The sequence below is a fragment of the Enterobacter sp. Li2LvB3 genome (assembly GCF_056156645.1).
Genome location: NZ_JBSICG010000006.1, coordinates 59,592 through 73,317, shown reverse-complemented (window position 1 = coordinate 73,317; position 13,726 = coordinate 59,592). Strand labels below are relative to the sequence as shown.

Here is a 13,726-nt window from a genome sequence, read left to right as displayed (position 1 = left end):
GTCCTTACTTGTTAAATCAACGCTTGTTGGAGTGCAACATCGGCAAAAAGTGCCGCTTAATCTTTTTCAGGCGTAAAACAGGCGCGAAGACGGGGGTTAGTTAACAGCCACATCAGCGCCACGATATCCGCCACCAGCAACCCAATCCCCAGCCCGGTGAGCGGCTCGCCATAGAGCCAGAGTACAGGCTGCCAGCACAGCAGCGCAATTTGCGCCACAATCAGCAGCCAGCGAAGCGCCTGCCAGATTCGCGGGATAAGATGGCGTCGCCCACTGCACAGAAACGCCACGACCGCCGGCACGCCCGGTAGCAACCCCAGCCAAAAGGCGTCGTGATCGGGGTAAAAAAGCGTCAGCAGCGTATCGCCCTGCCCGCGTGATGCCGCGGCCATAACAAACAACACCCAGGTGCGTGCCTGCAAGAGCAAAACGCACCAGAACAAAAACGGCAGCCTGACACGCCCTTGCGCATCATAGTCTGCCGGATGGATCTCAGTACTCTTCATCTTCTATCAGGCGCTTACCTAAACTCAGCACATCAGAATGCTCGTAACCCAGGCGCTCATACATGCCCAGCACCACGTCGTTATCTTCCCGCACCATGATCTGAATTTTCGGGCAGCCTCGGGCGATCAATTTCTTTTCCAGGCGATTGAGCAGCGCATTGGCGATACCGCGACCGCGGTATTCCGGGTGCACGCCCAGATAATAAGCTGAGCCGCGATGACCGTCGTAACCGCCCATCACCGTGCCAACGACTTCGCCGTTCACTTCGGCAACCAGGAACAGACTGACGTCGTGATTCACCTTACGTTCAATGTCCATTTCCGGATCATTCCACGGACGCAACAAATCGCAGCGCTCCCAAAGGGTGACCACCTCTTCGAAATCTTCCTGGCGAAAAACGCGTATCTCCATGGTATTAACCGCCTTTTCAGGTTTAAAAACAGTGATTATGGCGCGAACGCCGTCAATAGCCAATAACCGGCGAAAATCCCACTAAAATTTGGCATAATGTCACTCTGTCACGTATTGAAATGAAAAGTAAAACAATTCTCAACAAGGACTGTCGTATCGTGAAACGCGATACGATATAACACCAGGACCCCAATTTTTTACAATTCAGGCCGCATGAGCACATTCAAACCATTAAAAGCACTCACATCGCGTCGTCAGGTTCTCAAAGCGGGGCTGGCGGCCTTAACGTTAACGGGCATCGCTTCACAGGCGCAGGCAAAAGAAGAGACCGCGCTGAAAACCAGTAACGGACACAGTAAGCCAAAAGCTAAAAAAGCGGGCGGGAAACGCATTGTCATGCTCGACCCGGGCCACGGTGGTATTGATACCGGCGCCATCGGTAAAAATGGCTCTAAAGAAAAACATGTCGTACTGGCGATTGCAAAAAATGTACGCGCAATTTTACGCAGCAACGGCATTGACGCCCGTCTGACGCGCTCTGGTGACACCTTTATCCCGCTCTACGATCGCGTAGAGATTGCCCATCAGCACGGCGCAGATCTGTTTATGTCGATTCACGCTGACGGTTTTACTAATCCCACTGCGGCCGGGGCGTCGGTGTTTGCGCTCTCTAACCGTGGGGCCAGTAGCGCTATGGCGAAATACCTCTCAGACCGCGAAAACCGCGCGGATGAAGTCGCCGGGAAAAAAACCACTGACAAAGACCACCTGCTGCAACAGGTGCTGTTCGATTTAGTCCAGACCGACACCATTAAAAACAGCCTGACGCTCGGGTCGCATATTCTGAAAAAGATTAAGCCCGTCCACCGTCTGCACAGCAGTGGCACGGAACAAGCCGCGTTTGTGGTGCTGAAATCGCCGTCAATTCCGTCGGTGCTGGTCGAGACATCTTTTATTACTAACCCGGACGAAGAGCGTCTGCTTGGCACCACGGCGTTTCGCCAGAAAATCGCCAACGCGATCGCCTCCGGGATCATCAGTTATTTCAACTGGTTCGATAACCAGAAAGCGCACTCCAGGAAACGTTAATGAAACCCAATGCTGAGCGGGTAAAAGAATTTCTGCTGCACTTGCAGGATGAGATTTGCCAGAAACTGGCTGCCGTTGACGGCGGTGAATTTCAGGAAGATAACTGGCAGCGAGAAGCCGGTGGCGGCGGGCGCAGCCGCGTGCTGCGTAACGGCAGCATCTTTGAACAGGCGGGCGTCAATTTTTCTCACGTTCACGGAGATGCTATGCCCGCTTCTGCCACAGCGCATCGTCCTGAACTGGCAGGCCGCAGCTTTGAAGCGATGGGCGTTTCTCTGGTAGTGCATCCGCTTAACCCCTTTGTCCCGACCAGCCACGCTAACGTGCGCTTTTTCATTGCCGAAAAACCCGGTGCCGACCCGGTGTGGTGGTTTGGCGGTGGTTTCGACTTAACACCATTCTACGGTTTTGAAGAGGATGCCGTACACTGGCACACCACCGCACGCGACCTGTGCCTGCCGTTTGGCGAAGACGTTTACCCGAAATACAAAAAGTGGTGCGATGACTACTTCTACATCAAGCATCGCGACGAGCAGCGCGGCATTGGCGGGTTGTTCTTTGACGATCTGAACACGCCTGATTTTGACACCGCATTCCGCTTTATGCAGGCTGTCGGCCAGGGTTATACCGATGCCTATCTGCCGATTGTCGAACGCCGCAAAAACACCGACTACGGCGTACGCGAACGCGAGTTCCAGCTCTATCGGCGCGGGCGCTATGTGGAATTCAACCTGGTCTGGGATCGCGGTACGCTGTTTGGCCTGCAAACGGGCGGACGCACGGAGTCGATTTTAATGTCGATGCCGCCGCTGGTGCGCTGGGAGTACAGCTTTGAGCCAAAAGAAGGCAGCCCGGAGGCCGCCTTGCGTGAGTTTATTCAGGTTCGGGACTGGGTGTAAGCCGGATGGCGCTAAGTTCATCCGGCCTGCAAGCTTTGTAGGTCGGGTAAGCGAACGCGCCACCCGACACACCACAATTACAGAGGCTGCGTCTGCGCCTCAACCACCGCCAGCGCCACCATGTTCACAATACGACGCACGGACGCAATCGGTGTTAACACATGCACCGGTTTCGCCACGCCCATCAGTACCGGCCCCACGGTCACCCCTTCAGAGCTGGACACGCGCAGCAGGTTGTAGCTGATTCGCGCCGCTTCCACGTTTGGCATAATCAGCACGTTTGCCGAGCCTTTCAGCGGGCTGTCCGGCATCCGCTCGTTACGAATACTCTCCACCAGCGCTGCATCGCCATGCATCTCACCATCAATCATCAGCTCCGGCGCACGCTCGCGCACCAGCTCCAGTGTCTGGCGCATTTTGCAGGCCGCCGGGGATTTAGATGAACCAAAGTTGGAGTGCGACAGCAGCGCCACTTTTGGCTCAATGCCAAAGCGGCGTACGGTTTCAGCCGCCATCACGGTGATCTCCGCCAGCTGTTCCGGGGTTGGATCGTCGTTGACGTAGGTATCGGCAATAAAGGTGTTACCGCTTGGCAGCAACAGCGCGTTCATCGCCCCGGCGGTGTGTACCCCTTCGCGATAACCGAAGATCTCCTGCACGACGCTGAAATGCTCGTGGTAATCACCGATCGTACCGCAGATAAGCGCGTCGGCCTCACCGCGATGCACCATGATAGCCCCGATCACCGTCGTATTGCTGATAACCGCCCGTTGCGCCTGCTCCTGGGTGATGCCGCGGCGCTTCATGATGGCATAGTACTCGTTCCAGTACTCTTTAAAGCGCGGATCGGATTCGTTGTTTACGATTTCAAAATCCACACCTGGCTTGATTTGCAGACCCAGTTTCTGAATACGCATTTCGATAACGCTCGGGCGACCAATCAGGATTGGCTTCGCCAGCCCCAGTGAGATCAGCTCCTGCGTGGCGTGCAGCACGCGCGCCTCTTCCCCTTCGGCCAGCACCACGCGTTTCGCATCCGCACGTGCCTGAGAGAAGATAGGTTTCATGAACAGGTTGGTTTTGTAGACAAACTCAGTGAGCTTATCGACGTAAGCATCGAAATCCTTAATCGGACGCGTTGCCACACCGGAATCCATCGCCGCTTTCGCCACGGCAGGAGCGATTTTAACAATCAGGCGCGGGTCGAACGGTTTTGGAATGATGTAATCCGGGCCGAAGCTCAGATCCTGGTCGCCATAAGCGGAAGCCACCACTTCGCTCTGCTCAGCGTGAGCCAGCTCGGCAATCGCGCGAACGGCCGCCAGTTTCATCTCTTCGTTAATCGCCGTTGCGCCCACATCCAGCGCACCACGGAAGATGAACGGGAAACACAGCACGTTGTTCACCTGGTTCGGGTAGTCAGAGCGCCCGGTACAGATAATGGCATCTTCACGCACCGCTTTCGCCAGCGGCGGCAGAATTTCCGGTTCAGGGTTAGCCAGGGCCAGGATCATTGGCGCGCGCGCCATCTTCTGCACCATCTCCTGGGTCAGCACTTTCGGGCCAGAACAGCCAAGGAAGATATCCGCACCGTCGATCACATCGTCCAGGGTGCGTTTACCATCGTCTTCCACCGCGTAGGCCGCTTTGGTTTCTACCATGTTTGGTTCACGGTTTTTGTAGATAACGCCTTTAGAGTCACAGACCACAATATTGTGCTTCTGCATCCCCAGCGCCACCAGCAGGTTCATACAGGCAATGGCTGCAGCACCCGCACCGGACACCACCATGCGTACGTCAGAAAGATTTTTTTCCACCACCCGCAGGCCGTTCAGAATGGCCGCGGTGCTGATAATCGCCGTACCGTGCTGGTCATCGTGGAACACAGGAATGTTCATACGTTCACGCAGTTTCTGCTCAATGTAGAAACATTCCGGCGCTTTGATGTCTTCCAGATTGATACCGCCAAACGTTGGTTCAAGTGCCGCCACCACGTTGATAAATTTATCGGGGTCGAGCTCATCGACTTCGATATCGAACACGTCGATACCGGCGAATTTCTTGAACAGCACCCCTTTACCTTCCATGACCGGCTTACCGGCCAGCGCGCCGATGTTACCTAAGCCCAGCACCGCCGTGCCGTTAGAGATTACGGCAACCAGGTTACCGCGCGCAGTGTATTTGTAGGCCGCCAGCGGATCTTTTTCGATTTCAAGGCATGGCGCGGCAACGCCTGGCGAATAAGCCAGCGCCAGATCACGCTGGGTCGCCAGCGGTTTGGTAGGGGAAACCTGGATTTTGCCCGGAACAGGAAACTCATGAAAATCGAGGGCACTCTGTTTTAACTGATCGTCCATCTTATCGTTCCTTTCACGTATCGTTCATAAAGGGTGGCGTAATAACTCTCCTGATGCTCACCCAGGAATGCCGGCTAGTATCGCCAATGCAGGCGCGACAAACTTTGAAGGCTGCCAAACTCTCGCCATCAGAAAGCAAAAATTGTTATCAATTTATAACGACCATGTTACCCGTCGCAGAAAGCAATGCCTCCCTCGTCTGCTATGCTTTTTTGTTAAGTACCTCTCGTATTTCGCAGAAGTGTGAACTAACGCACTCATCTAACTCTTTTATTCCAAAGGAGTAATTTTCAATGAACCAATTAGACGGCATCAAACAATTCACCACCGTCGTCGCCGACAGTGGTGATATTGAATCTATTCGCCATTATCAGCCTGAAGATGCGACCACCAACCCTTCACTGCTGCTAAAAGCAGCCGGGCTTGCGCATTACAGCCACCTGATCGATGACGCCATCACCTACGGCAAGCAGCGCGGTAAAACCCAGGAACAGCAAGTTGCCGAAGCCAGCGACAAGCTGGCGGTCAATTTCGGTGTGGAGATCCTGAAAAGCGTCCCGGGCCGGGTTTCAACCGAGGTGGACGCGCGCCTCTCTTTTGACCAGCAAAAAAGCATCGCCAAAGCCCGCAGGCTGGTTGAGCTGTATCAGGAACAAGGCATTGATAAATCCCGCATCCTGATTAAGCTGGCCTCAACCTGGGAAGGCATTCGTGCGGCGGAAGTGCTGGAAAAAGAGGGGATCAACTGCAACCTGACGCTGCTCTTTTCCTTTGCTCAGGCGCGTGCCTGCGCTGAGGCCGGTGTATTTCTGGTCTCGCCGTTTGTCGGGCGCATCTACGACTGGTATCAGTCCAGACAGCCCATGGATCCGTACATCGTTGAGGAAGACCCCGGCGTGAAGTCCGTGCGTAATATCTACGACTACTTCAAACAACACCGCTACGAAACCATTGTTATGGGCGCCAGTTTCCGCCGCACCGAGCAGATCCTCGCGCTGGCAGGCTGCGACCGCCTGACCATTTCTCCGGCTCTGCTAAAAGAGCTTCAGGAAAAAGAAGAACCCGTCGTCCGTAAGCTGATACCGACATCAACCCTGTTACCGAAACCAAAAGCAATGACGGAAGCGGACTTCCGCTGGGAGCACAATCAGGACGCAATGGCCGTCGACAAGCTGGCGGAAGGCATCCGTCTGTTCGCCGTTGACCAGCGCAAACTTGAAGATCTGCTCGCCGCCAAACTTTAACCTTGCCATGGAGTGAATTATGTCCCGTAAAGAGCTCGCCAATGCCATACGCGCCCTCAGCATGGATGCCGTGCAAAAAGCCAATTCCGGCCACCCTGGCGCCCCTATGGGCATGGCAGATATTGCCGAAGTGTTGTGGAATGACTTTCTCAAACACAACCCCAATGACCCCACCTGGGCCGACAGAGACCGCTTTATTCTCTCCAACGGCCACGCGTCTATGCTGCTCTACAGCCTGCTGCATTTGTCCGGCTACAACCTGCCACTCGAAGAGTTGAAAAACTTCCGCCAGCTGCACTCGAAAACGCCAGGACATCCGGAAATTGGTTATACGCCAGGCGTGGAAACCACCACCGGCCCACTCGGGCAGGGGCTGGCGAATGCCGTGGGAATGGCCATCGCGGAACGCACGCTGGGCGCGCAGTTCAATCAGCCAGGGCATGACATTGTCGATCACTACACCTGGGTGTTTATGGGCGACGGCTGTCTGATGGAAGGCATCTCGCATGAAGCCTGTTCGCTGGCGGGCACCTTGGGTCTTGGCAAGCTGATCGGCTTTTACGATCACAACGGCATTTCTATCGACGGCGAAACCGAAGGCTGGTTTACCGACGACACGGCAAAACGCTTCGAGGCATACCACTGGCATGTGGTACATGAAATTGACGGCCACGATCCTGAGGCGGTGAAAAAAGCGATCCTCGAAGCCCAGAGCGTGAAGGATAAACCGTCGCTGATTATCTGCCGCACGATTATTGGTTTCGGCTCCCCGAATAAAGCCGGGAAAGAAGAAGCGCACGGCGCGGCGCTGGGCGAAGAGGAAGTGGCCCTTACCCGGCAAAAACTGGGCTGGAAATACCCGGCATTCGACATTCCAAAAGAAATCTACAAGGCCTGGGATGCCCGTGAAGCAGGTGAAAAAGAGCAGCACGCCTGGAACGACAAATTTGCCGCCTATAAGCAGGCACACCCGGACCTGGCCCGCGAGTTTTCCCGCCGCATGAGTGGCGGGTTACCGGACGACTGGGAAGCAAAAACCCAGGCATTAATTGAAAATCTGCAATCTAACCCGGCTAAAATTGCCACCCGTAAAGCATCGCAAAACACCCTCAACGCCATTGGCCCCATTCTGCCGGAACTGCTTGGCGGCTCTGCGGATCTGGCACCCAGTAACCTGACTATCTGGTCGGGCTCTAAATCGCTGAAAGAAGACATCTCCGGAAATTACATTCACTACGGCGTACGTGAGTTCGGGATGACCGCAATTGCCAACGGCATCGCACATCACGGCGGATTTGTGCCCTACACCGCCACCTTCCTGATGTTTGTGGAGTATGCCCGCAACGCGGCGCGTATGGCGGCGCTGATGAAGGCGCGTCAGATCATGGTCTACACCCATGATTCCATCGGGCTTGGCGAAGACGGGCCAACGCACCAGGCGGTCGAGCAACTGGCAAGCCTGCGCCTGACGCCAAACTTCAGTACCTGGCGTCCGTGCGATCAGGTTGAAGCGGCGGTGGGCTGGAAGCTGGCTGTGGAGCGCCACAACGGACCAACCGCGCTGATTTTGTCACGGCAGAATCTGGCACAAATTGAGCGTACGCCAGAGCAGGTGAAAAACATCGCGCGCGGCGGGTACATCCTGAAAGACAGCGGCGGCAAGCCTGATGTTATTCTGATTGCGACCGGCTCAGAAATTGAAATCACGGTTAAAGCCGCAGAGAAACTGACCGCCGAAGGACATGCGGTGCGCGTGGTTTCCCTGCCCTCCACGGATATTTTTGATGCCCAGGATGAGGCATACCGCGAATCGGTTCTGCCATCGAATGTGGCCGCCCGCGTGGCCGTCGAGGCCGGGATCGCCGACTACTGGTACAAATATGTCGGGCTGAAAGGCGCGATTGTCGGGATGCACGGCTATGGCGAATCGGCCCCGGCCGACAAACTGTTCCCGTATTTCGGCTTTACCGTTGAGAACGTGGTGGAGAAAGCGTTGAGCATTATTTAACGCACAAACCATGCAGGCCGGGTAAGGCGTAGCCGCCACCCGGCTTTTTTCAAACCACTCTTACCCCTGCCGGCATCACCCGCTCCGGCGTCAGTAACACGCTCTCGCTGGCGTCATCGGTTTCCGCGCACAGCAACATGCATTCGGACGTTTCACCGCGCATTTTGGCTTTCGCCAGGTTGCACAACACCACGACCGTTTTCCCCATCAACTCTTCTTCCCGGTAATACGGCACCAGGCTGGTGACAGTTTGCAGCGTTTTACCGCCCACCTCTATCTGCGCGATGTAGAGTTTATCGGCGTTAGCATGGCGTTTAACGTCGATTATGGTCCCTACGCGGATCTCAAGCTTTGCAAAATCATCGTATGCTACCGTTTCCATATTTCCTCCTGGGTAAAATTTTACTAAATACTAGCACGGTATTTACGATCAACAACAGGTTGGATATTTACTAAAAACGGATGCATGTGCGAACGCATCCTTTACAATGGGCACATCACGTGGGGAAAAAGGACAAACATGGCAACGCTCAAAGATATTGCAACAGAAGCGGGTGTCTCGCTGGCGACGGTATCCCGGGTATTAAACGACGACCCAACGCTTAATGTAAAAGAAGAGACTAAACACCGTATTCTGGAGATTGCCGAAAAGCTGGAATACAAAAGCAGCACCTCCCGCAAGATGCAGTCGGGAGCCGTGGGACAGCAGCATATTCTGGCGCTTTACAGCTATCAGCAAGAGCTGGAAATCAACGATCCTTACTACCTTGCTATTCGCCACGGCATCGAAACTCAGTGTGAAAAGCTCGGCGTTGAGCTCTCTAATTGCTACGCCAATGCCACGCTACCAGAGACGAAAAAACTCACCGGCGTGCTGATTGTCGGTAAACCCTCCCCCGCCGTACGCCGTGCCGCCACCGCGCTGAGCGACAACGTCTGCTTTATTGATTTTCACGAGCCGGGTAGCGAGTACGATGCGGTTGATATCGATCTTTCGCGTATCAGCAAGCAAATTGTCGATTTTTTTATCCAGCAAGGCGTTGAGCGTATTGGGTTTATTGGCGGCGAAGATGAGCCCGGTAAAGCAGATATTCGTGAAGCTGCATTCGTTGAATACGGGCGTCTCAAGAACGTAGTGTCTGAAGACGATATCTGGCGCGGCGGATTTTCCAGTTCCTCTGGCTACGAGCTGGCGAAAAAAATGCTCTCACAGGCAAGCTGGCCTTCTGCGCTGTTTGTGGCGTCAGACTCTATTGCCATTGGGGTTTTGCGGGCCATACATGAGAAAGGGCTGGCTATCCCGCAGGATATTTCGCTCATTAGCGTCAACGATATCCCGACCGCCCGCTTTACCTTCCCACCGCTTTCCACCGTGCGCATTCATTCCGAAATGATGGGCAGCCAGGGCGTAAACCTGCTGCTGGAAAAATCCCGCGATGGCCGCGCCCTGCCGCTTCAGGTCTTTGTTCCCAGCGTGCTCAAACTGCGCGGCACCACGCGCTAACTCCCCACTTTTCGTCCTGCCCCACACACTGCCGGGTTCTCCCGGCAGAGATTTATTTCGTGATCGAGTTAAAGCAAATAGGTTTTACTGATTTTATTTAGTAAAACTTTTACTAAAATACTCAGCAATGATGTTTTACCCCACAGGGAGATAACATGAATCGCTGGGAAAATATTCAAATCACGCATGAGAACCGGCTTGCGCCGCGTGCGTACTTCTTTTCGTATGACGATGTTGCACAGGCGCGAACCTTTGCCCGCGAAGCCAGTAGCCACTTTTTGTCATTAAGCGGCCAGTGGAATTTTCGCTTTTTCACCAACCCGCTGCTGGTACCTGAAAACTTCACTTCTGAATATATGGCCGACTGGGGCGCTATCGCCGTGCCAGCCATGTGGCAGATGGAAGGTCACGGCCACCTGCAATATACCGATGAAGGATTCCCCTTCCCGGTTGATGTGCCCTGGGTGCCCAGCGATAACCCCACCGGAGCCTATCAGCGCTTTTTCACCCTGTCTGACGGCTGGCAGAACAAACAGACCCTGATTAAGTTCGACGGCGTAGAAACCTATTTCGAGGTTTACGTTAATGGCCGTTATATCGGCTTTAGCAAAGGCAGCCGGCTAACCGCCGAGTTCGATATCAGCGATGCGGTGGTGACCGGGCAAAACCTGCTGTGCGTGCGCGTCATGCAGTGGGCAGACTCAACCTACATTGAAGATCAAGATATGTGGTGGACGGCGGGTATTTTCCGCGACGTCTATCTGGTCGGCAAAAATCAGGCCCACGTGCAGGACTTCACGGTCAAAACCACGTTTGATGAAAACTACCAGGATGCAACCCTCGCCTGCCAGCTTGTGCTGGAAAACCTGGCCACACAGCCGGTTAATGTGTCGCTGGAATATGCTCTCTATGACGGTGACGTGGTCTTGCACCAGGGCGCAACCCGCAGACTTGCACTCACCCATACGGCGGAAACTGGATTTAGCATCGCAGTTAAGCAGCCGCAGCAGTGGTCAGCAGAATCACCGTACCTGTATCACCTGGTTATCACGCTAAAAGATGAACAGGGGCAGACGCGGGAAGTGATCCCTCAGCGCATTGGTTTTCGTGATATCACCGTGCGAAATGGCCTGTTCTACGTCAACAACCATTACCTGAAGCTGCACGGCGTCAACCGCCATGACAACGATCACCTCAAAGGCCGTGCCGTGGGGATGGATCGCGTCGAGCGCGATATCGTCCTGATGAAGCAACACAACATCAACTCGGTGCGAACTGCCCACTACCCGAACGATCCGCGCTTCTACGAGCTGTGCGATATCTATGGCCTGTTTGTAATGGCAGAAACGGATGTTGAATCCCACGGCTTTGCCAACGTAGGCGATTTGAGCCGCATCACCGACGATCCGGTGTGGGAGCATGTTTACGTCGAGCGCATCGTACGCCACATCCACGCCCAGAAAAACCATCCGTCCGTCATCATCTGGTCACTCGGCAACGAATCCGGCTACGGCTGTAATATCCGCGCGATGGCGCGTGCGGCGAAAGCACTGGACGATACCCGCCTGCTTCACTACGAAGAAGATCGCGATGCCGAAGTGGTGGATATTATTTCCACCATGTATACCCGCGTGCCGCTGATGAATCTGTTTGGCGAATTCCCGCACCCGAAACCCCGCATCATCTGCGAATACGCACATGCGATGGGGAACGGTCCTGGCGGGTTGACCGAATACCAGAACGTGTTCGATCGCCACGATTGTATTCAGGGGCACTATGTCTGGGAGTGGTGCGACCACGGTATTCAGGCAACCGATGCCAATGGCAGGACGTTCTACGCCTACGGCGGTGACTTCGGCGATTACCCAAACAACTACAATTTCTGCCTCGATGGGCTTATCTATTCAGATCAATCCCCGGGGCCGGGCCTTCGCGAGTACAAACAGGTTATCGCACCGGTGAAACTGGCATGGCACAACGGCGCGCTGCGGGTTGAAAACAGACTGTGGTTCACCACCCTGGATGACTACAGCCTGCATCTCGAGGTGCGCGCAGAGGGAGAAACGCTGCACAGCCAGCAGCTGAGCCTGGCCGGGATTGCCCCGAACAGCACGCACACCCTGGCGGTCACCTTGCCGGCGCTGGATGAACGGGAAGCTTTTCTCACCGTTCACGTTCGCAAGAACAGCCGCACGCTTTACAGCGAGGCCGGGCATGAAATCGCTACCTACCAGTTCCCGCTAAAAGCGCGTACCGCCAACGCAACGCCATTTATCGACCGCAACGCCACCCCGCTGACGTTTAAAGAGGATCGTCTGAGCTGCACGGTTACCGGCCACAACTTCCGCGTGAGCTTCTCAAAACTGACCGGAAAGCTCAGCGCCTGGCAGGTAAACGGGGAAGAAAAACTGACCCGCGAACCGAAGATTAATTTCTTCAAGCCGATGATTGATAACCACAAACAAGAGTACGAAGGACTGTGGCAGCCCAACCATTTGCACATCTTACAGGAGCATCTTCGCGGCTTTGAGGTAGACACCTGCGACAGCGAGGTGGTGATAACTACCCGCACGTTGATTGCGCCACCGGTGTTCGATTTTGGGATGCGCTGCACCTACCGCTGGCGGGTTGCGGCTGACGGGCAGATCAACGTCGAGCTGAGCGGGGAGCGCTACGGTGACTACCCGCACATTATTCCGTGCATCGGCGTCACCCTCGGCATCAACGGGGAATTCGACCAGGTAACCTGGTATGGCCGTGGGCCGGGCGAAAACTACCCGGACAGCCAGCAGGCCAGCACCATCGATCTGTGGCACGCCACGGTGGATGAGATGTTTGAAAATTATCCCTTCCCGCAGAACAACGGCAACCGACAGCAGGTGCGCTGGACATCCCTGGCGAACCGTCAGGGCAGCGGAGTGCTGGTGGTTCCCGAGCAGCCTATTCACTTTAGCGCGTGGCACTACACCCCGGAGAACATTCACGCGGCACAGCACTGCAATGAACTGCAACGTAGCGAAGACATCACCCTGAATCTTGACCACCAGCTGTTGGGGCTAGGCTCAAACTCCTGGGGCAGTGAAGTGCTGGACTCCTGGCGCGTCTGGTTCAGGCCGTTTAGCTACGGATTTACCCTGCTGCCGCTGGAGGGCGGGCAAACCGCATCACGCGCCCTGGCGCAGCATCAGTTTGGCGCAGGTTTCTTTTCGACGAATTCGCACAACGAGGCAGACCAATGATCGTTCTCGATAGCCTGGAACAGTTTAAGCAGCTTTATCGCGCAGGCCGCAAATGGCAACGCTGCGTGGAAGCCATTAATAACATCGACAACATCCCGGCAGGCGTTGCCCACTCGATTGGGGATTCGCTGGCCTACCGTGTGACCCGCGATACCACCACTGACGCATTATTCGTAAGGCATCGCCGCTATTTCGAGGTGCATTACTACCTGCAAGGGAGACAAAAGATTGAGTATGCCCCCCGGCAGGAACTTCAGCCCGTTGAATGCTATCGCGACGACACTGACCGCGAGTATCTGAAAGGTGTCGGCAAGACCCAACAGGTGCACGAGGGACAACTCGTTATCTGTGAAAACCATGAAGCCTACCGCTTCATCAGTGAAGAGCCAGTTAAAAAAGTCGTCCTCAATGTGACCATTGAAGACGGTTACTTCCATAACAAATAAAAAACACGAGCGGTGCCAATGC

At 54.9% G+C, this 13,726-nt stretch carries 11 protein-coding genes; 7 read left to right on the top strand and 4 right to left on the bottom strand.

Features of this window, described 5'->3' with window-relative positions:
• Positions 1–56: 56 nt before the first annotated feature.
• Positions 57–506 carry a DUF2919 domain-containing protein gene (locus ACS603_RS06940; protein ID WP_315686381.1) on the bottom strand — a complete coding sequence of 150 codons (450 nt, stop codon included), beginning with the start codon at positions 504–506 and terminating at the stop codon, positions 57–59.
• Entirely contained in the window at positions 493–918 is a 426-nt protein-coding gene (locus tag ACS603_RS06935) for a GNAT family acetyltransferase (RefSeq protein ID WP_014071258.1), read from the bottom strand. The genes ACS603_RS06940 and ACS603_RS06935 overlap by 14 nt, the downstream gene beginning before the upstream one ends.
• A 213-nt stretch (positions 919–1,131) precedes the next feature.
• Between ACS603_RS06935 and amiA the strand changes: the two genes are divergently transcribed.
• Entirely contained in the window at positions 1,132–2,007 is an 876-nt protein-coding gene (gene amiA / locus ACS603_RS06930; protein WP_315686383.1) for an N-acetylmuramoyl-L-alanine amidase AmiA, read from the top strand.
• Positions 2,007–2,906, top strand: a complete 900-nt coding sequence (hemF, locus tag ACS603_RS06925) for an oxygen-dependent coproporphyrinogen oxidase (protein WP_182061954.1) — start codon at positions 2,007–2,009, stop codon at positions 2,904–2,906. Before amiA ends, hemF begins: the two co-directional genes overlap by 1 nt.
• A gap of 77 nt (positions 2,907–2,983) precedes the next feature.
• On the opposite strand, the gene maeB is transcribed toward hemF, so the two are convergent.
• Positions 2,984–5,263, bottom strand: a complete 2,280-nt coding sequence (gene maeB / locus ACS603_RS06920) for an NADP-dependent oxaloacetate-decarboxylating malate dehydrogenase (RefSeq protein WP_182061958.1) — start codon at positions 5,261–5,263, stop codon at positions 2,984–2,986.
• A gap of 293 nt (positions 5,264–5,556) precedes the next feature.
• Between maeB and tal the strand changes: the two genes are divergently transcribed.
• Together tal and tkt are read left to right on the top strand one after the other, a co-directional pair.
• Positions 5,557–6,507, top strand: a complete 951-nt coding sequence (gene tal, locus ACS603_RS06915) for a transaldolase (RefSeq protein ID WP_474943998.1) — start codon at positions 5,557–5,559, stop codon at positions 6,505–6,507.
• A 19-nt stretch (positions 6,508–6,526) separates the two neighbouring features.
• A complete protein-coding gene (gene tkt, locus ACS603_RS06910) occupies positions 6,527–8,515 on the top strand; it encodes a transketolase (RefSeq protein ID WP_182061960.1) in 1,989 nt (662 codons plus the stop codon).
• A 49-nt stretch (positions 8,516–8,564) separates the two neighbouring features.
• Here tkt and ACS603_RS06905 read toward each other — a convergent pair whose 3' ends face one another.
• Positions 8,565–8,897, bottom strand: a complete 333-nt coding sequence (locus tag ACS603_RS06905) for a tRNA-binding protein (RefSeq protein WP_182061961.1) — start codon at positions 8,895–8,897, stop codon at positions 8,565–8,567.
• Positions 8,898–9,035: 138 nt separating this feature from the next.
• Here ACS603_RS06905 and ebgR point away from each other — a divergent pair, with 138 nt between their 5' ends.
• The 3 genes from ebgR to ACS603_RS06890 all read left to right on the top strand — a co-directional run bounded on the left by ebgR (position 9,036) and on the right by ACS603_RS06890 (position 13,704).
• A complete protein-coding gene (gene ebgR / locus ACS603_RS06900) occupies positions 9,036–10,019 on the top strand; it encodes a transcriptional regulator EbgR (protein ID WP_182061962.1) in 984 nt (327 codons plus the stop codon).
• A gap of 155 nt (positions 10,020–10,174) precedes the next feature.
• A complete protein-coding gene (ebgA, locus tag ACS603_RS06895; protein WP_474943997.1) occupies positions 10,175–13,258 on the top strand; it encodes a beta-galactosidase subunit alpha in 3,084 nt (1,027 codons plus the stop codon).
• Positions 13,255–13,704: a beta-galactosidase subunit beta gene (locus tag ACS603_RS06890; RefSeq protein WP_315686393.1), complete on the top strand. Its 450-nt coding sequence runs from the start codon at positions 13,255–13,257 to the stop codon at positions 13,702–13,704. The genes ebgA and ACS603_RS06890 overlap by 4 nt, the downstream gene beginning before the upstream one ends.
• Positions 13,705–13,726: the final 22 nt, after the last annotated feature.

Bases quoted from the DNA above. Each gene is read 5' to 3' on its own strand.
- ACS603_RS06940 (WP_315686381.1), bottom strand. From the start codon at position 506: ATGAAGAGTACTGAGATCCATCCGGCAGACTATGATGCGCAAGGGCGT.
- ACS603_RS06935 (WP_014071258.1), bottom strand. From the start codon at position 918: ATGGAGATACGCGTTTTTCGCCAGGAAGATTTCGAAGAGGTGGTCACC.
- amiA (WP_315686383.1), top strand. From the start codon at position 1,132: ATGAGCACATTCAAACCATTAAAAGCACTCACATCGCGTCGTCAGGTT.
- hemF (WP_182061954.1), top strand. From the start codon at position 2,007: ATGAAACCCAATGCTGAGCGGGTAAAAGAATTTCTGCTGCACTTGCAG.
- maeB (WP_182061958.1), bottom strand. From the start codon at position 5,263: ATGGACGATCAGTTAAAACAGAGTGCCCTCGATTTTCATGAGTTTCCT.
- tal (WP_474943998.1), top strand. From the start codon at position 5,557: ATGAACCAATTAGACGGCATCAAACAATTCACCACCGTCGTCGCCGAC.
- tkt (WP_182061960.1), top strand. From the start codon at position 6,527: ATGTCCCGTAAAGAGCTCGCCAATGCCATACGCGCCCTCAGCATGGAT.
- ACS603_RS06905 (WP_182061961.1), bottom strand. From the start codon at position 8,897: ATGGAAACGGTAGCATACGATGATTTTGCAAAGCTTGAGATCCGCGTA.
- ebgR (WP_182061962.1), top strand. From the start codon at position 9,036: ATGGCAACGCTCAAAGATATTGCAACAGAAGCGGGTGTCTCGCTGGCG.
- ebgA (WP_474943997.1), top strand. From the start codon at position 10,175: ATGAATCGCTGGGAAAATATTCAAATCACGCATGAGAACCGGCTTGCG.
- ACS603_RS06890 (WP_315686393.1), top strand. From the start codon at position 13,255: ATGATCGTTCTCGATAGCCTGGAACAGTTTAAGCAGCTTTATCGCGCA.